Genomic DNA, 17,763 nt, shown 5'->3' on the forward strand with positions numbered 1-17,763 from the left:
TGCCGGATCTGTTTTTAATTCACTGGAGGCGCTATGAACTTCGAAATGTTGGAAACGGAAACCAACGGCACCATCATCAAGGTGGTGGGTGTTGGTGGCGCTGGCGGCAATGCCGTCCAGCACATGATCAACCGCGGTGTGCAAGGCGTGGAATTCATCGCCATGAACACGGACGCACAGGCACTGGGCCGCTCGCAGGCTGCCGTGAACATTCAGCTCGGCAAGACCGGTCTGGGTGCTGGCGCGAAGCCGGAGATGGGCCGTGCGGCAGCGGACGAAGCGCGTGAGCGCGTCGCCGATGCACTGCGTGGCGCGCACATGGTGTTCATCACCGCCGGTATGGGCGGCGGTACGGGCACGGGCGCGGCACCGGTGGTGGCACAGATCGCCAAGGAAATGGGCATCCTGACCGTTGGCGTGGTGTCGAAGCCGTTCGAGTTCGAAGGCGGCAAGCGTATGCGTGTGGCCGAGACGGGCGCGCAAGAGCTGGAAGACAACGTCGACTCGCTGATCGTCGTGCTCAATGACAAGCTGTTCGAAGTCATGGGCGACGATGCCGAGATGGACAAGTGCTTCCAGTGCGCCGACGACGTGCTGCACAACGCCGTGGCCGGTATCGCCGAAATCATCAACGTCGACGGTTTGGTGAACGTCGACTTTGAAGACGTGAAGACGGTGATGGGCGAGCAGGGCAAGGCGATGATGGGCACGGCAACGGTTGCCGGTGTCGATCGTGCGCGTCTGGCTGCCGAGCAAGCCGTGGCAAGCCCGTTGCTCGAAGGCGTGGACCTGTCGGGCGCACGTGGCGTGCTGGTCAACATCACGGCTTCGCGTTCGCTGCGTCTGTCGGAAACGCGTGAAGTGATGAACACCATCAAGAGCTACGCCGCCGAAGACGCGACCGTGATTTTCGGTACCGTCTACGACGACAAGATGGGCGATGCACTGCGCGTGACCGTGGTCGCAACGGGCCTGGGCCGTGCCGTGGCGAAGAAGGCCGCTGCACCGATGACGCTGCTCAAGACCGGTACCGACAATATGCCGATCGCGACGGGCCACGTGCCGAACGTCGGTCAGGCAGCCGGTACGGACTACGGCGCGCTGGATACGCCGGCCGTGTGGCGCAGCACGCGCGAGACCGCAGCCTCGCACGTCGCCGCGTTGCAGGAAAAGGGTGTCGACACGTACGACATCCCGGCCTTCCTGCGCAAGCAAGCCGACTGACAGGGTTGCGCGCGGGCCGGGTGCCAGTGCCTGGCGCCGCCGCACCTTGGGAATCGCGAGACCTACGCAGGTCGTCGTGAGGATTCGTCGCCGCCCTATGAACCATGCCTTTCGGTGTGGGGATGGCGCGCCGCAGTACGAGTCCGAACGGCGATACGGCAAGGTTGTTATGTGGGTTGATGTCTCGGTGTTGCGACAACCAGAGTCGCATGAGGTGTCAACGCGTAACAGGTGATGGACGTTACGGGTAAGCGTCTGTCGTCCCTGACCCGGTCTCGCGGGTCTGTCCCCCGACCGCCGCGGCATGCCTCCGTCGCGGTGGACGGGGTGCCCTGAAGCTGATCGCCAATTGTTCTACGATGGACGTTGGACGGATCGAAGGGCAGCGAAATACCTTGAGGCAAGGGTCGTCGCTAGAAAGCGAAATGGCCTATTTCCGATGACGGGATGTTTCAAAGGCATACCGGTGAGGCAGAATCCAAAATGTTTAGTAACGATTCGTTGTGTTTGTGGCACAACGATGAAGGCGCCGATCTGATATAATTCGATCTATGGTCATTAGCGTCCGATAGTTTTAATAAATAGCATGCTCAAGCAGCGCACTCTCAAATCCATCGCCAAGACAGTCGGCATCGGCTTGCACTCCGGTCGCAAGGTCGAGTTGTCGCTGCGTCCGGCGCCGCCGAATACCGGCATCGTCTTTTGCCGTACCGATCTGAATCCCCCTGTGGAGATTCCGGCGTCGGCGATGGCGATTGGCGACACGCGTCTCGCGTCGGTGTTGCAGAAGGATGGTGCGCGTGTTTCCACCGTGGAACACTTGATGTCGGCATGCGCAGGGCTGGGCATCGACAACCTGTATGTCGATGTGACCGCCGAAGAAATTCCTATCATGGACGGCAGCGCTGCAACGTTCGTCTTCCTGATCCAGTCGGCTGGCATCGAAGAGCAGCCCGCCGCCAAGAAATTCATCCGTGTGACCAAGCCGGTCGAGATTCGCGAAGGCGACAAGTTCGCCCGTCTGGATCCGTTCGAAGGCTTCAAGCTCAAGTTCACGATCGATTTCCGTCACCCGGCAGTGGACCGCACGGGGCAAGCGCTGGAAGTCGATTTCGCTGAAACGTCTTACGCGAAGGAAATCGCCCGTGCCCGCACGTTCGGTTTCGCGCATGAAGTCGAAATGCTGCGCGAGCTGGGTCTGGCCCGTGGCGGCAGCATGGACAACGCCATCGTGCTCGACGAGTACCGCATTCTGAATAATGACGGGCTGCGCTACGACGACGAATTTGTGAAGCACAAGATGCTCGATGCGATTGGCGATCTGTATGTGATCGGTCACCCGTTGCTGGCGTCGTACACGGCTTACAAGTCGGGCCACGGTTTGAACAACCAACTGCTGCGCGAGCTTCTCGCACAGGAAGCGTTCGAAGTGGTGACATTCGAGCGTGCCGAAGACGCCCCGCGCGGCTTCCAGTTCGAACCGCAAACGCAGTTCGCATAATTCACGCGAACGATGCGACGTGCCGGAAACGGTGCGGATGTAACAAAACGAAAGCGCCGGATATCCGGCGCTTTTTTATTTGACGCGCGATAAGTTTCGGCGGCCCGTGGCCGATGTCATTCTCAGGGCTTGCGCGTGCCGCCGTAAGAGTGTCGTGCGACCAGGCGGGCGAGCGCATCGCGAAGGGGGGAAGGCTCCAGCGTGTCGCGCAGATCGCGCAGGCTTACCAGACCTTGCCGTGAGAGACGGGCTTCCTTGGGGGGCTTGGGCGGCTCGGGGGCGGTAATGCTCACACGAATGCGAATCGTGCGAATCAGCCACCCACGCGCGGCGAGCCCGTCGATGAGCGACGGCGTTTGCTGACGCAGCCGTGCCGCCAGTGCGTTATTGGCGACGAGAAAAACGAGCGCTCCGTCGCGCGGCGGCGCGACACGCACGCTCACGGCCAGCGGCGCAGGCAGCAACGCGTGCACATCGCGCTCCAGGCGGCCGAGCTGCTCGGCGGCAGCCAGCAGTGACCCCGCGCCGTCAGAGGCGGATAACAGGGCGTCCAGCGATCGGGCCACGCGAGGTGCTTTGGGTCGTTTCATATGATGAGACAGAGGTTGCCGCATATTCTACCCCGCGATCGAGCGTCGCCCCGGCCGAGTGCGTGAAACCATGGCTGCGCGAGACGCCAAGCCGCCCGGGCGTATCACCGCAGCATGCTAGAATCCATTTTTTAGAACAGGTATCGAACCAGCGTGTGGCAAGTCTGCCAAATGCTGGTGACCCGCAGTGCGCAGGCGCGTCGGGCGGTCCGGATGTCACGGGGGAAATTTCGTGGCGCTCGGACCTTGTTCCTTTGACCGTCCGCAAGCTTGCGAACGACATTTGCCGCCCTAACCAGTGATCCGATGATTCCCGGTCTTCTCAAAAAAGTATTTGGCAGCCGCAACCAGCGGCTCATCAAGCAGTACCAGAAAACCGTCGCGGCGATCAACGCGCTCGAGCCGCAGATCGCCCAACTGAGCGACGAGCAGCTGCGCGGCAAGACTGAGGAATTCAAGCAACGTATCGCCCAAGGGGCGAGCGTCGATTCGCTGCTCGTCGAAGCCTTTGCCGTCTGCCGTGAAGCTGGCAAGCGCGTGCTGAAGATGCGTCACTTCGATGTGCAGCTGATCGGCGGCATGGTGCTGCACTTCGGCAAGATCGGCGAAATGCGCACGGGTGAGGGCAAGACGCTCGTCGCCACGTTGCCGGCCTATCTCAATGCCCTCTCGGGCAAGGGCGTGCACGTCGTTACCGTCAACGATTACCTGGCTCAGCGCGACGCCGAATGGATGGCGCGTCTGTACAACTTCCTGGGTCTGTCGGTGGGTATCAACCTGTCGCAGATGCCGCACGACCAGAAGCAAGCCGCTTACGCTGCCGACATCACGTACGGCACGAACAACGAATTCGGCTTCGACTACCTGCGCGACAACATGGTCTACGAGACCGAGCAGCGCGTGCAGCGAGCCCTGAACTACGCCATCGTCGACGAAGTGGACTCGATCCTGATCGACGAAGCCCGTACGCCGCTCATCATCTCGGGTCAGGCCGAAGATCACACCGAGCTGTACGTCAAAATGGATCGCCTGCCCGCGATGCTCGAGCGTCAGATCGGCGAAGAAAAGGCCGACGGCACGGGCGTTGAAGTGCCGGGCGACTACACGCTCGACGAGAAGGCGCGTCAGGTGTTCCTGACCGAGCGCGGCCACGAGAAGGCAGAACAACTGCTCGCCGAGTGGGGCATGATCGCCGAGGGCGACAGCCTCTACGCACCGCAGAACATCACGCTGATGCACCATGCGTACGCTGCCCTGCGCGCGCACACGCTGTTCCACAAGGACCAGCATTACGTGGTGCAGAACGACGAGATCGTCATCGTCGACGAATTCACGGGCCGTCTGATGGCGGGCCGTCGCTGGTCCGAGGGCCTGCATCAGGCCGTGGAAGCGAAGGAACACGTCACGATTCAGCACGAAAATCAGACGCTCGCTTCGATCACGTTCCAGAACTACTTCCGCATGTACGCCAAGCTCTCGGGCATGACGGGTACGGCGGATACCGAAGCCTTCGAATTCAACGAAATCTACCGTCTCGAGACGGTGGTGATTCCGACCAACCGTCCGCCTAAGCGGATCGACCGTCAGGATCAGATCTACAAGACCGCGAAAGAGAAGTACGACGCGGTCATCAAGGACATTCGCGATTGCGTCGAGCGTGGCCAGCCGGTGCTGGTGGGCACGACCTCGATCGAAACGTCGGAATATCTCTCGCAACTGCTCACGCGCGAAAAGCTGCCGCATCAGGTGCTCAACGCCAAGCAGCACGCTCGCGAAGCCGAGATCGTGGCGCAGGCAGGCCGTCCGGGGGTGATCACCATCGCCACCAACATGGCCGGTCGCGGTACCGACATCGTGCTGGGCGGCAACGTCGAGAAGCAATCGGCGTTCATCGAAGCCGACGAGAGCGTGTCGGACGCCGACAAGCAAAGCCGTATCAAGCAGTTGCAAGACGAGTGGCAAGGTCTGCACGAGCAAGTGAAGACCGCTGGCGGTCTGCACATCATCGGCACCGAGCGTCACGAATCGCGCCGTATCGACAACCAGCTGCGCGGCCGTTCGGGCCGTCAGGGCGACCCGGGTTCGTCGCGTTTCTATCTGTCACTGGAAGATCCGCTGCTGCGCATTTTTGCGGGCGACCGTGTGCGCGCGATCATGGATCGCCTGAAGATGCCGGAAGGCGAAGCCATCGAAGCGGGTATCGTTTCGCGCTCGATCGAGTCGGCACAACGCAAGGTCGAAGCGCGTAACTTCGACGTGCGTAAGCAACTGCTCGAGTACGACGACGTTTCCAACGATCAGCGCAAGGTGATCTATCAGCAGCGTAACGAACTGCTCGAGACGCAAGACGTTTCCGAGACCATCGCGGGCATGCGTCAGAGCGTGTTCGAAGATATCGTGCGCACGTATGTGCCGGCCGGTACCGTCGAAGAACAGTGGGATCTGAAGGGCCTTGAGACGACGCTGCGCGAAGAATGGCAGTTGGATCTGCCGCTGCAATCGCGTATCGAAGGCGCCGACGAGATCGACGACGAAGACATCCTGAAGGAAGTGCTCGACGCTGCCGAGGCTGCCTACGCCGCCAAGATCGAACTGGTGGGTCGCGAGTCGTTCTCGGGCTTCGAGCGCTCGGTCATGCTGCAAAGCGTCGATTCGAACTGGCGCGAGCATCTGGCCGCACTCGACCACCTGCGCCAAGGTATCCATCTGCGCGGCTATGCGCAGAAGAATCCGAAGCAGGAATACAAGCGCGAGGCGTTCGAACTGTTCGCCCAGTTGCTTGAGACCATCAAGCTGGAAGTCACGCGCGTCATCATGAACGTGCGGATTCAGTCGCAGGAAGAGTTGGAGCAAGCGACCGAATCGCTCGACGAAAACGCGGGTGGACTGGTCAACATCGAGTTCAAGCATGACGAACTCGAAACCGTGGGCGGTGAGGGCGAGGTCGACGAGGACGCCGGGCGTCCGGTGGTCGCTGCGATTGCCTCGGCAGCCGCAGCGGTGGCCGGCGGCGACGATCTGCTGCCGAAGGTTGGCCGCAACGATCCGTGCCCGTGCGGCAGCGGCAAGAAATTCAAGCACTGCCACGGCAAACTGTCTTAAGATGTGAACCGAGCGACGCGGCGCCGACCAAAAATCGGCGCCGAGTCGTTTGTGGCGCCGGGAATGTTGCTCGTCAGCGGGTGTCAGTCCCGGGCCGCACCGATCAACCGCCGCCCGGGCGGGCTGTCGTGCCGACATTGCCAGGGCGGGAGATGCAACCTTTACCTCTCGCGGGCGAACCCTCATGGCCGTCAATTTCCCCTCGATCGAAGCCTCCCAACTGCGCGCCGTCCCCGGCGTCGAACTGGGCTGGGCCGAAGCCAATATCCGTAAGCCGAACCGCAAGGACGTGCTGGTCATGCGACTAGCCGCCGGTAGCACTGTGTCGGGCGTGTTCACGACGAATCGCTTCTGCGCTGCACCGGTCACCGTGTGCAAGGAGCATCTGGCCGCGCACGCCGGTATTCGCGCGCTGGTGGTGAACACCGGCAATGCCAACGCAGGCACCGGCGAGCCGGGGATGGCTGCCACGCGCGCCACGTGCGACGCGCTGGCCAAGCTGTTGTCGGTCACACCGAACCAAATTCTGCCGTTCTCCACGGGCGTGATTCTCGAACCGCTGCCGGTCGATCGTCTGGTCGCTGGCCTGCCGCAGGCGATCGCCAATCTGGCACCCGCGCACTGGTACGAAGCTGCGCAATCGATCATGACGACCGATACGCTGCCGAAGGCCGCTTCGCGTGAAGTTGTGATCGACGGCAAGACCATCGTCATGACCGGTATCAGCAAGGGCGCTGGCATGATCAAGCCGAACATGGCGACCATGCTCGGCTTCGTCGGTACCAACGCCCGCGTGGCACAGCCGGTGCTCGACGCGCTGGTGAAGTACGTGGCCGACCGCTCGTTCAACGCCATCACCATCGACGGCGATACGTCCACGAACGACTCGTTCATCGTGGCGGCCACGGGGCAGACCGAATTGCCGGAAATTGCCAGCACCGACACCCCGGCATTTGCCGCGTTGCGCGATGCGTTGCTGTCGATTTCGCAGGAGCTGGCACAGCTGATCGTGCGCGACGGCGAAGGCGCGACCAAGTTCATCACCGTGACCGTCGAAGGCGGGCGCGATGTGGCGGAGTGCCGCCAAATTGCCTACGCGATTGGTCACTCGCCGCTCGTGAAGACGGCGTTCTTCGCCTCGGACCCGAACCTGGGCCGCATTCTGGCGGCGATTGGCTACGCCGGCGTGAACGACCTGGATGTCAGCAAGATCGACCTGTATCTGGACGACGTGCTGGTTGCCCGTGCCGGTGGCCGCAATGCCGACTATCGCGAGGAAGATGGCCAGCGCGTGATGAAGCAGAGCGAGATCACGGTGCGCGTGGTGCTCGGTCGCGGCGACGCTGCAGCCACGCTGTGGACTTGCGATCTGTCGCACGACTACGTGAGCATCAACGCGGACTACCGCTCCTAAGCCCTGACGCGGCAACACCGAACGACGAGACATCGACTGGCGTTCCTCGCCAGCGCAAGGATTCGAAGCATGGACAAGTTGGAGCAGTTCCTCACGCGCGCCGAAGGCGTGCTGGCCCGACTGGAGGCGATGTTGCCCCCGGCCGTCCCCGAGATCGATTGGCGCGCGGCAGTGGCGTTTCGCTGGCGTAAGAAGCAGGGCCGCGGTTACCTGCAACCGGTCGCGCACGTCTCGGAAATCACGCTGGGCGATTTGCAAAACATCGAGCGCCAGAAGGGCTTGATCGAGCAGAACACGCGTCAGTTCGTGCGTGGCGAGCCGGCCAACAACGTGCTGCTGACCGGTGCTCGCGGCACCGGCAAGTCGTCGCTGATCAAGGCCTGCTTGAACCAGTACGCGAGCGAAGGTCTGCGTCTGATCGAAGTGGACAAGGACGATCTGGTCGATCTGGGCGACATCGTCGACCTGATTTCGGCGCGTCCGGAGCGGTTTGTGGTGTTCTGCGACGACCTGTCGTTTGAAGATGGCGAATCGGGTTACAAAGCGCTGAAGGTCGCGCTCGACGGCTCGATTGCTGCGCAATCGGACAACGTGCTGATCTACGCCACGTCGAACCGCCGCCATCTGTTGCCCGAGTACATGAAGGACAACGAGAGCTATCGGCATACCGAAGACGGCGAGATCCACCCAGGCGAAGTCATCGAAGAGAAGATCTCGCTGTCGGAGCGTTTCGGCTTGTGGGTGAGCTTCTACCCGTTCAAGCAGGACGACTACCTGACGATCGTCGGTCACTGGCTGCAACACTTCGGCGTGCCGGCCGATCAGTTGGAAGGCGCGCGGCACGAAGCGTTGATCTGGGCGCTGGAGCGCGGTTCGCGCTCCGGGCGTGTGGCGTTCCAGTTTGCACGCGACTGGGCGGGCAAGCTCAGCAGTGCGGGTGGTGCGGCGAAGGCTTCTTGATCGCGTGTCGATCCGTTGAAAGGCATTGGGCGCGCGGTGACGGCGCGCCCGGTAAAACAAGCGCAGAAATATGACTGAATCGAAGCGATATGCACCCGATGGGCGTGCCATCACGGAAGTGGCGGTTGGTGTCATGGTGCGCCCCGACGGCACGGTGCTGCTGGGGCAACGCCCCGTCGGCAAGCCGTATGCCGGCTACTGGGAGTTTCCGGGCGGCAAGCTCGAAGCCGGCGAGTCGGTGGCGGCGGCGCTCGCGCGCGAGCTGCACGAAGAACTGGGCGTGACGGTGGTGCGCTGCGCCCCGTGGCGTGTGCTGGAGCACGACTACCCGCATGCTTACGTGCGTCTGCATTTCTGCAAGGTCACGGCATGGGACGGCGAGCCGCACGGCAAGGAAGGGCAGGCACTGGCGTGGGAGCGGCCGCCCGTGGGCGTGACACCGTTGCTGCCGGCTGCCGAGCCGCCGCTCAAGTGGCTGGCCGAGGAAATGGCGGGTAAAGCGTGAGATAAGGGGCAAGCCTTCGCTGCGTCCAACTGTCGTCGGACGTTGGCCGGCGTCTCGCACGACTTGCTACGCCCGAAAACACAAAGGCACCCGAGGGTGCCTTTGTTGTTTCAGTGCCGTGCGTCGATGGTGCGCGGTAAGTGCCGTCCTTAGCGCTGCGTCGGGTCCAGCGGCGAATCTTGCGACGGATCGTCGGCGGCTTCTGCGGGAATCGTGTACTTCTCCGCAGCCCACGCGCCGATATCGATCTGCTTGCATCGATCCGAGCAGAACGGACGAAACTTGGCTTCAGGCCCCCAAACGACTTTCTTGCCGCAGGTCGGACAATTGACGACGGTTGTCATGACTTTACAGATTGCAGAGGGTCAGCAGGAAAGGTACGTCGCTGTCGACCGGACGGGGCTTCAAATCGCCGTCCTGCGTGGTGAAACGCACCCAAAGCATGTACTTATTGGCGCTGGCTTCCGGGATCACGCGCAGATCGGCGGCAACGCGCACCTGCATGAGCTGGTAGACGCGACCCGTCAGCATCTGCTGATAGCTGCCTTGCTGCGCCATCGCCTTGCTGGCATGGCCCGATTCGCGCGCCAGACCGAGCACGATGCCAATGGCATCTCGCAGCGGCAAGAGCGGACCAATCCACTTGTCGATGTCCTGACGACGCTGCTCAGCGTCGTTGTGACGCCAGGCGTAGTACGACGGCAGGTCGAAGCGGCAGGTGCCCCCCGGAATCACGGAACGGCTGCGAATGCTCGAAAGCCACTCGTTGTCGTTCAAGTGCTGGCCGGGTTTGCCGGGAATCAGGTTGAGATTGGCGATCGCACGCTCGACTTCGTCGATGAACTGTTCGAGCGCGTCGGAGGCAATGTCGGGGTTGCCGCGATAGGTCTGAAGCGTCAGACGCTGGCGATCCAGTTCTTTGACCAGATCGTTCTTCAGATCGGAGCGGCCCGCGATGTCCGCAATTTCGAACATCGTGATCAGCGCCGCGTGATGATCGAGCGGCTGATCCTGTCCGACGAAAAAGGCAAAGCGCCCGAACAGCTCTTCTAGCCGAAGCAGCGTGCGAATGCGTTCGTTGAGCGGATATTCGTACAGGATCAAAGCGCGTTGGCCTAGAAGTTGGCGCTTTTCAGCGTAATGGCGACATTCTAATGCGGGAATCTGTCGAGGTGCAACGCGAGTCGGCGTTCGATGGGCCGCAATCGCTGAACGCGCTGCCTGCCGGGTCACATAACGGTGTCATGGCGCCGCGAAATTGGTCAGTGTCGCGCCGCCAGTTCGGCCAGCTTGAGATACTGCGCGTGCAGCCGGTCGACGCGTGAGGTAAGCGCGCTATGTTGCGTGTCGTTGTCGACGACATCGTCGGCCACGACCAACCGCTGCGCGCGCGTGGCTTGCCGCGCCATGATTGCCAGCACCTGCTCGCGAGAGAATTGATTACGCGCCATAACACGCGCGATCTGCGTCTCTTCCGGACAGTCGACGACGACGATGCGTTGGACGCGCTCGCGCCACGTGCCGGACTCGACCAGCAGCGGCACGACAAAAATCAGATAAGGACTGCTCGCTTCGGCGGCGGCGCGTTCGCACTCGGTACGGATCAACGGATGGGTAATCGCCTCCAAACGCGCTTTTGCATCGTTATCGGCAAAGACGAGTTCGCGCATGCGGGCTCTGTCGAGCGACCCGTCCGGGGCGACGAAGGCGTCGCCGAACGTCTGACGGATGGCGGGCATGGCAGCCCCGCCTGGCGCTGTGATGCCATGGGCGATGGCGTCGGTATCGATGATGGCGATGCCATGTGCTGCGAACAAATTGGCGACAGTGGTCTTGCCGCTGCCGATGCCGCCGGTCAGGCCGATGGCGTAAGTCATGGGGTCCCTCCAATCCACATCATCAATTCGTTACCGCCGAACAGCGTGGCGATCCCAGCAGCGGCGAGAAATGCCCCGAACGGAAACATCTGATCGCTGCGCAAGCGGCCCGCGAGCCAAGCGCTGCCTGCCACCACGATCGCTAGCAAACATGCGATCGTCATAATTTGCAGCAAGGCCGCCCACCCGAGCCAGGCACCGAGTGCCGCGTAGAGTTTGAAGTCGCCGAAGCCCATGCCCTCGCGCCGACGTATCAGCCAGTAGATCCAGTAGAGCACCCAGAGGCTCGCGTAGCCGGCGGCCGCGCCAATGACGGCGTCGGGGAGTGCCGCATACCAATGCCCAAGATTACACAGCAAGCCCGCCCACAGTAGTGGCAACGTGAGGATGTCGGGTAGCAGTTGCGTGTCGTAATCAATGTAGGCGAGCGTGATGAGGGTCCACACGAGACCGAGTGCGCCTATGCTTTGCCACGTCGGGCCGAAGCGCCACGCCACGCCAACGCTGAGTAAGGCGCTGAGCAGCGACAGTTGCCAGCGTCGCGTCGGCGCAGCGTCGGGCATTGGCACGGCTTGGAAACGCTCGGCAGACAGGGCGCTGATGGAGGCCTGAGGTGTGGTCGCCTCGCCGGGCCCGATGGCTTCCATTTCGGCTAGCCAGGCGCGTTCGACGGCAACCGGCACACGGCGTACGGCGAGGTCGAGAACGAGGCCAGCGACGATGCCCGCCGCCGCAAAGAGCGCGAAGCGCCAATGCGGCGCCAGTTGCGCGAGAAAGTCGATGAGAAGGGGCTCCGCGTAGCCGTTCATGCGACACCGTATCCGAGTTGGAACATCGGCAGATACATGGCAAGCACCATGCCACCGATCAGCAGGCCGAGAAACGTAATCATCATGGGTTCGAGCGTCGCGCAGGCGCTCACCAGCGTATGTGCGGCTTCTTCGTCGAGCAGACCGGCCGCCTGGTTGAGCATGCGCCCGAGTGTACCCGATTCCTCACCCACTACGGCGAGTTGAGCGATGACCAGCGGCCAGTGCGCGTCGGCCTCCAGCGCACTCGCGAGGCGCGCCCCGCGGGCGACTGAGACGTGCACCGCATGGGCGGCTTCACGGATGACGAGATTGCCGCAGGCGTTGGCCGCAGCGTCCATGGCGTCGGCCAGTGGAATGCCCGCGTCGAGCAGCGTGCCGAGCGTGCGCGCCCAGCGCGCTGCGCACGTCATGCGCACGATGGGACCGACGCCGGGCAGCCGCAGAAGCAAACGGTCGCGCAAGCGCCGGGCGCGCGTGCTGTGCCGAAGCGTCACGCTCAGGGCGATCGCTGCTGCACCGGTGGCGGCCAGCACCCATGGGCCGTCGACGAGTGTCGCACGCGAAAGATCGATTAACCCGCGTGTGAGCGGCGGTAGTGGGACACCGCCGCCTGCCGCACTGGCGAAAAGCCGCTCGAATTCGGGGATGACCCAGTGCAGGAGCGCGATCACGACCATAACGGCGATGCCCAACACAGTCAGCGGATAGGCGAGTGCACGCTGAAGCTTGTCGCGCAGCGCGCGGGTATGGTCGCGTTGTGCACTCAGGCGTGCGAGTGTGGCAGGGAGTTGCGCGCCAAGCTCGCCCGCCGCGACTAACTGGCAATCGACCGCACTGAAATGACGCGTCGCGCGTGACATGGCCTGCGCTAGCGCAAAACCTTGCCTGACGTCCCGCGCGATCTCACGCGCAAGACGCTTAAGCCCGCGAGTGTGCGCGCCACGCGCGAGGACATCGAGCGCAGCGGTCAACGGCACCCCGGCACCAAGCAAGGTGGCCAAGCGTCGCATGAGGTTGGCCGCGTCCGTGGCGTTGACGCGGATGGTTGGGCTATGACGGCGACCGGCGCTTAAATGCGTGACCGCCACTCGTTGTCGTCGCAGCAGAAGCCGTGCGGTTGCCTCGCCGTTTGCGATCAGTTCACCGTGCTTCTCGTGACCCTGATCATCACGGCCACGCCAGTGCCAGTGATTCAGCGCCGCGTCAGGCCGGTGTTGTCGCATCGATGTCCTCCTGGCAGACGGTGCCCGCAGCGGCATGCCACAGACCTGCGTCGCGCAACGTCATCACGCCTTCGCTCGCCGCCTGCGCAGCCAGATCGTGCGGGCTGCGAGATTGCGCAATATTGACGGCCTGAGTGGCGCTGACCGGCATCACCTGGAACACGCCGATTCGCCCGGCAAATCCGGTGTCGTGACAGCGCATGCACGTGTGGCGGCGCTGGTGCGGCTCATGGTTTTTTTCCGTGTTGCTGGGGCTTGTCTCGTGCGCGTCGGATGCGACTATCGTTGACGCATCCTTGCGAGCGCTCGCGATTTCGCACCCCGCCGGACAACGCCGCCTGACGAGACGCTGGGCGCTTATCAGCAGCAGTGAGGAAGAAAGATTGAACGGGGCGACGCCAAGGTCCAGCAATCGGGCGACGGTACTCGACGCGTCGTTCGCGTGCACGGTGGCGAAAACGAGGTGACCGGTTTGCGCCGCCTGCACTGCAATCGACGCGGTGTGCGCATCGCGGATTTCGCCCACGACCAGCACGTCGGGATCTTGTCGAAGAAAGGCCCGCAGCGCCGTCGCGAAGTCGAGTCCGGCTCGCTCGTTAAGATTCACCTGGGTGACGCCGGGGAGCCGGATTTCAACCGGGTCTTCGATCGTGACGATATTGCGCGTGGCATCGTTAAGCCGCCTCAGGCAACTGTAGAGCGAGACGGTTTTTCCGCTGCCCGTGGGGCCCGTGAGCAGAATCATGCCGTGCGGGCGCGCAATCGCTCGTACGAGTGCAAGGTATTGCTCAGGGGTATAGCCGAGGGATTCGAGCGAGAGTGGCACTTTCGCCGCATCGAGCAGACGCACGACGAGCTTCTCGCCATACAGCGTGGGGAGCGTGCTCACACGGCATTCGACGGGCTCGTTCGCTTCGCGCCACAGCATGCGGCCGTCTTGCGGCAGGCGCTTCTCGGAGATGTCCAGATGCGCGAGCACCTTTAGCCGCGCGACGAGCATATCGCGCCATGCCATCGGCACGTCGGCGTGTTCGTGCAGCAGGCCGTCGACGCGCAGGCGAATGCGGAAGCGTCGCGCCATCGGTTCGAGATGAATATCGGAGGCACCGGCGCGCACCGCTTCGCCGAACACTTGCTCGAGATACTGAAGGGGCGATGACATGACAGGGTTTGGCGAGAGCGTTGTGAAGCTTCAGTCTCGTCAAAACCCTATGGGATCTCAATCGGAATTGCCCGAAAAATAGGGCGATGTTACGCGCAGTGAGCGGGAGGAACTGAGCAGGAGAAATTCACACCGATCTCGTCGTTCGCTCTGCGTTACTGCGTTATGTGCCTGCCTTATGGCCTTCCGGCTTGAACAGCCGCACGGTCTTGATCGCCTGATTGTCGATCTGCACGATCTCCATGCGCACGCCGCTGACTTCCAGACTCACGGCGGCTTCCGGAATTTCTCGCAGCACTTCGAGGATCAGGCCGTTGAGTGTTTTGGGGCCGTCGGTGGGGAGATGCAGACCCAACCGCCGATTCAGATCGCGCAAGCCGACACCGCCGCCGACCAGGCATTCGTTCTCTGCGTTCCACCCCGAGCGGCTGCCTCCGGACCCGGGTGTGCTCGTCGTGAATTCACCGATCAGTTCTTCGATGATGTCTTCGGTCGTCACGAGTCCTTCGACCTCGCCGTACTCGTTGACGACGAGACCCACGCGTCGATGGTTCTCCTGGAAGTACTGCAACTGACGCAGCGCAGGCGTATCGCTGGGGATGAAATACGGCTCGACCAACAGCGCACGCAGCGTGTCGACAGTGAGATCGTCCGGGTGGCGCAGCGCGGCGAGCGTGCGGCGCACCGGCAAGATGCCGACCACGCGATCGATATCGCCGTCATAGACCGGCAGCTTGTTGTGATAGCAGGTCTCGAGCTGCGAGAGGATCGTGTCGAGCGGGGCCGAGATATCGAGCGCTTCGATGCGCGCACGCGGCACCATCACATCATCGACGGCGATGTTCTCCAGATCGAGCAGATTGAGTAGCACGCTGCGCGGTTTGGTCGGCATGTAGTTGCCGGCTTCGAGCACGATGGTGCGTAGTTCTTCGGTCGTGAGGCGAGCTTCATTGGCCGCGCGGCGTGTGTCGATACCGATCACGCGCAGAATGCCGCGCACGAAACCGTTGAGCACCCACACGAGCGGTGTGGCGAGCGTGACGATGGGTTTGAGCAGTGTGCTGGCGGGCAGTGCGATGCGCTCGGGATAGGTCGCGCCGACGATCTTCGGACCGATCTCCGCGAACACGATGATGAGCAAAGCGATGAGCGCGGTCGCCACCGTGAGCGTGACCGCGTCGTTGCCGAAGTAGCGCACCGCGATGGACGTGGTGAGTACCGGGACGACGGTATTGATGACGTTATTGCCGACGAGAATCGTCGAGAGCAAGTCTTCGGTGCGGGAGAGCAGACCCTGTGTGGCCTTGGCACCTCGCACGTCGACCCGTACAAGATGTTTCAGGCGATGGCGGTTGAGCGCCATCATGCTCGTCTCGGAGATCGAGAAGAAGCCCGAGCAGACGATCAGCAGGGCGACGGCGCAAATTTGCGCCCATAAGGGCAGGGAATCCAAGCGTATATGTGCGCAGATGGCGCGGGCGGTGGCAATGAGGTGCCACTATAGCAGAGGGGGAATTGCGTCGGCCCAAGGGCTGGCGAGACTTCTGCGGATGCCATGGAGTGCAAGGCATTGGTGCTGCCTGCGACGTCGAAATCCGAACGAAGACTGAAACAAAAACGACCGCAATCATTACGGCCGCAGAAATAAAAAAACCGCCGGACGAATCCGGCGGTTTTTTTGCTTTGCATGAGAGCAAAGTGAATCTTGGTCGGGGTGAGAGGATTCGAACCTCCGGCCTCTACGTCCCGAACGTAGCGCTCTACCAGGCTAAGCTACACCCCGCTTTCGATTTTGCTGCTCCGCGTGTTAAGTGCGTCGCGCTATCGAGTAAGAACACAATTCTAGCAGGCTATTTTTGTATTGTGAAGAGGGAAGCGCAGAAATTATTTGTGCGGCGGCATCGGCCTCTTCTTGTGCGCGTGCCAGCGTGTAGTCGAGTGCACCCGTGCGCGTGATCGCGGCAAGGATCGGCTCGAACTTGTCGGTGCCGCCATTCTCGATAGCTTCACGCACCAGCGCGCGCTCGTCCGGGGTGCCATGTTGAAGCACGTGAATGAGCGGCAGCGTCGGCTTGCCTTCGCGCAAATCGTCGCCGGCATTCTTGCCCATCGCATCGGTGTCGCCGGCGTAATCGAGCCAGTCGTCCATCAATTGGAACGCCGTGCCGAGACGGCCGCCGTATTCGAGGACGGCCGCTTCGGTCTGTGCATCCGCATTCGCCAATACCGCGGCGAGTTGCGTCGCCGCTTCGAAAAGCGTGGCCGTCTTGTATTTGATGACCTGGAGATAACGCGCTTCGTCGACGTCCGGGTCGTGCATGTTGAGCAACTGAAGCACTTCGCCTTCGGCGATGACGTTCGTCGCGCGCGCAAGAATCTGCATCACACGCATGTTGTCCACGCTCACCATCATCTCGAACGAGCGCGAGTACAAGAAGTCGCCGACCAGCACCGACGCCGCGTTGCCGAACAGGGCGTTAGCCGTCTGACGGCCGCGGCGCAGGTCGGATTCGTCGACCACGTCGTCGTGCAGCAGTGTCGAGGTGTGGATGAATTCGATGACGGCGGCCAATTCGAAACGGTGTGGCGAAGTGACGCCCAGCGCATTCGCGACGAGCAGCAACAAGGCCGGACGCAGGCGTTTGCCGCCCGAATTGATGATGTACTCCGAGATCTGATTGATCAGGACCACCTCGGAGGCCAGCCGGTGGCGGATAAGCTGGTCGACGGCACGCATGTCGTCGGCGATGGCGGCCAGTACGTTCTGGGGAGAAGTCGAAGCAGTCAAGACAAGGCTCGGGTGAGGAAAAATTCGCCCCAAATTATATAGTGGACGCGGCAACTTTCGGGCACCAGCCCCGCGGAATGACTGCGTTCACGGAAGTCTTTGACGCAAAAGGAGAAAGTCTGTATAATCCCCGGTTTTCGTGCGCGCATTCTTCGCAACAAGTCCGAAAATACCTAAGTATGACGGGCTGCGGGCAATGTTCGGCCGGTAAGAAGCGTCCTTTCGGGACCCTCGGCCTGCACGAAGAAATATCTCTTGTTTATGAGTGAGGTTCAACAATGTACGCGGTCATAAAAACCGGCGGCAAGCAATATAAGGTTGCTGCTGGCGAAAAACTCAAAGTAGAACAGATACCGGCTGACATTGGCGCTGAAATCACCATCGACCAGGTTCTCGCCGTCGGCGAGGGTGAATCGATTAAGTTCGGTGCACCGTTGGTCAGTGGGGCTTCCGTCAAGGCTACCGTTATCGCCCAGGGTCGTCACCCCAAGGTGAAGATTTTCAAGATGCGCCGTCGCAAGCACTACCAAAAGCGTCAAGGCCATCGCCAAAACTACACCGAGCTGCGCATCGACAGCATCAACGGCTAATCGATCGAGCTAGGT

16 protein-coding genes and 1 tRNA gene are annotated in these 17,763 nt (G+C 62.0%); 7 read left to right on the plus strand and 10 right to left on the minus strand.

Annotated features, from left to right (window positions below; all coding sequences use genetic code 11):
- Positions 1–33 precede the first annotated feature (33 nt).
- Both ftsZ and lpxC read left to right on the plus strand, forming a co-directional pair.
- On the plus strand, positions 34–1,224 hold the full coding sequence (gene ftsZ, locus ACPWR9_RS16655; RefSeq protein ID WP_426299419.1) for a cell division protein FtsZ: 1,191 nt from the start codon (positions 34–36) through the stop codon (positions 1,222–1,224).
- Positions 1,225–1,810: 586 nt separating this feature from the next.
- Positions 1,811–2,725 carry a UDP-3-O-acyl-N-acetylglucosamine deacetylase gene (gene lpxC / locus ACPWR9_RS16660; RefSeq protein ID WP_058376190.1) on the plus strand — a complete coding sequence of 305 codons (915 nt, stop codon included), beginning with the start codon at positions 1,811–1,813 and terminating at the stop codon, positions 2,723–2,725.
- A 122-nt stretch (positions 2,726–2,847) separates the two neighbouring features.
- On the opposite strand, the gene ACPWR9_RS16665 is transcribed toward lpxC, so the two are convergent.
- Positions 2,848–3,291, minus strand: a complete 444-nt coding sequence (locus tag ACPWR9_RS16665) for a DciA family protein (protein WP_426299421.1) — start codon at positions 3,289–3,291, stop codon at positions 2,848–2,850.
- A gap of 330 nt (positions 3,292–3,621) precedes the next feature.
- On the opposite strand from ACPWR9_RS16665, the gene secA reads away from it, so the two are divergent.
- The 4 genes from secA to ACPWR9_RS16685 all read left to right on the plus strand — a co-directional run bounded on the left by secA (position 3,622) and on the right by ACPWR9_RS16685 (position 9,296).
- A complete protein-coding gene (secA, locus tag ACPWR9_RS16670) occupies positions 3,622–6,417 on the plus strand; it encodes a preprotein translocase subunit SecA (RefSeq protein WP_426299423.1) in 2,796 nt (931 codons plus the stop codon).
- A 184-nt stretch (positions 6,418–6,601) separates the two neighbouring features.
- Positions 6,602–7,831: a bifunctional glutamate N-acetyltransferase/amino-acid acetyltransferase ArgJ gene (gene argJ / locus ACPWR9_RS16675; RefSeq protein ID WP_426299425.1), complete on the plus strand. Its 1,230-nt coding sequence runs from the start codon at positions 6,602–6,604 to the stop codon at positions 7,829–7,831.
- A 69-nt stretch (positions 7,832–7,900) separates the two neighbouring features.
- Entirely contained in the window at positions 7,901–8,791 is an 891-nt protein-coding gene (locus ACPWR9_RS16680; protein WP_426299427.1) for an ATP-binding protein, read from the plus strand.
- Between the two features lie 70 nt (positions 8,792–8,861).
- Positions 8,862–9,296, plus strand: coding sequence for an NUDIX domain-containing protein (locus ACPWR9_RS16685; RefSeq protein ID WP_426299429.1), 435 nt, complete (start codon positions 8,862–8,864; stop codon positions 9,294–9,296).
- Positions 9,297–9,445: 149 nt separating this feature from the next.
- Here ACPWR9_RS16685 and yacG read toward each other — a convergent pair whose 3' ends face one another.
- From yacG to ACPWR9_RS16730, 9 genes are all read right to left on the minus strand, one after another.
- Complete coding sequence (yacG, locus tag ACPWR9_RS16690) at positions 9,446–9,640, minus strand: DNA gyrase inhibitor YacG (RefSeq protein ID WP_150681047.1); 195 nt, start codon at positions 9,638–9,640, stop codon at positions 9,446–9,448.
- 4 nt (positions 9,641–9,644) lie between these two features.
- Positions 9,645–10,400, minus strand: coding sequence for a cell division protein ZapD (gene zapD, locus ACPWR9_RS16695; protein WP_426299431.1), 756 nt, complete (start codon positions 10,398–10,400; stop codon positions 9,645–9,647).
- A 158-nt stretch (positions 10,401–10,558) separates the two neighbouring features.
- Positions 10,559–11,173, minus strand: a complete 615-nt coding sequence (coaE, locus tag ACPWR9_RS16700; protein ID WP_426299433.1) for a dephospho-CoA kinase — start codon at positions 11,171–11,173, stop codon at positions 10,559–10,561.
- Positions 11,170–11,982 carry a prepilin peptidase gene (locus tag ACPWR9_RS16705; RefSeq protein ID WP_426299435.1) on the minus strand — a complete coding sequence of 271 codons (813 nt, stop codon included), beginning with the start codon at positions 11,980–11,982 and terminating at the stop codon, positions 11,170–11,172. Before ACPWR9_RS16705 ends, coaE begins: the two co-directional genes overlap by 4 nt.
- Positions 11,979–13,208, minus strand: coding sequence for a type II secretion system F family protein (locus tag ACPWR9_RS16710; RefSeq protein ID WP_426299437.1), 1,230 nt, complete (start codon positions 13,206–13,208; stop codon positions 11,979–11,981). Before ACPWR9_RS16710 ends, ACPWR9_RS16705 begins: the two co-directional genes overlap by 4 nt.
- Positions 13,189–14,370 carry a GspE/PulE family protein gene (locus ACPWR9_RS16715; RefSeq protein WP_426299439.1) on the minus strand — a complete coding sequence of 394 codons (1,182 nt, stop codon included), beginning with the start codon at positions 14,368–14,370 and terminating at the stop codon, positions 13,189–13,191. The genes ACPWR9_RS16710 and ACPWR9_RS16715 overlap by 20 nt, the downstream gene beginning before the upstream one ends.
- A 163-nt stretch (positions 14,371–14,533) precedes the next feature.
- Positions 14,534–15,823 (minus strand): HlyC/CorC family transporter, encoded by a 1,290-nt coding sequence (locus ACPWR9_RS16720; RefSeq protein WP_426299441.1) that lies wholly within the window; start codon positions 15,821–15,823, stop codon positions 14,534–14,536.
- A gap of 253 nt (positions 15,824–16,076) precedes the next feature.
- Positions 16,077–16,153: transfer RNA gene (locus ACPWR9_RS16725), tRNA-Pro, on the minus strand.
- Positions 16,154–16,177: 24 nt separating this feature from the next.
- Complete coding sequence (locus ACPWR9_RS16730) at positions 16,178–17,107, minus strand: polyprenyl synthetase family protein (protein WP_426299927.1); 930 nt, start codon at positions 17,105–17,107, stop codon at positions 16,178–16,180.
- Between the two features lie 329 nt (positions 17,108–17,436).
- Between ACPWR9_RS16730 and rplU the strand changes: the two genes are divergently transcribed.
- Positions 17,437–17,748 (plus strand): 50S ribosomal protein L21, encoded by a 312-nt coding sequence (gene rplU / locus ACPWR9_RS16735; RefSeq protein ID WP_010803930.1) that lies wholly within the window; start codon positions 17,437–17,439, stop codon positions 17,746–17,748.
- The last annotated feature ends 15 nt before the right edge of the window (positions 17,749–17,763 follow it).

The organism is Pandoraea pneumonica (genome assembly GCF_049918595.1).
GTDB lineage: Bacteria > Pseudomonadota > Gammaproteobacteria > Burkholderiales > Burkholderiaceae > Pandoraea > Pandoraea pneumonica_A.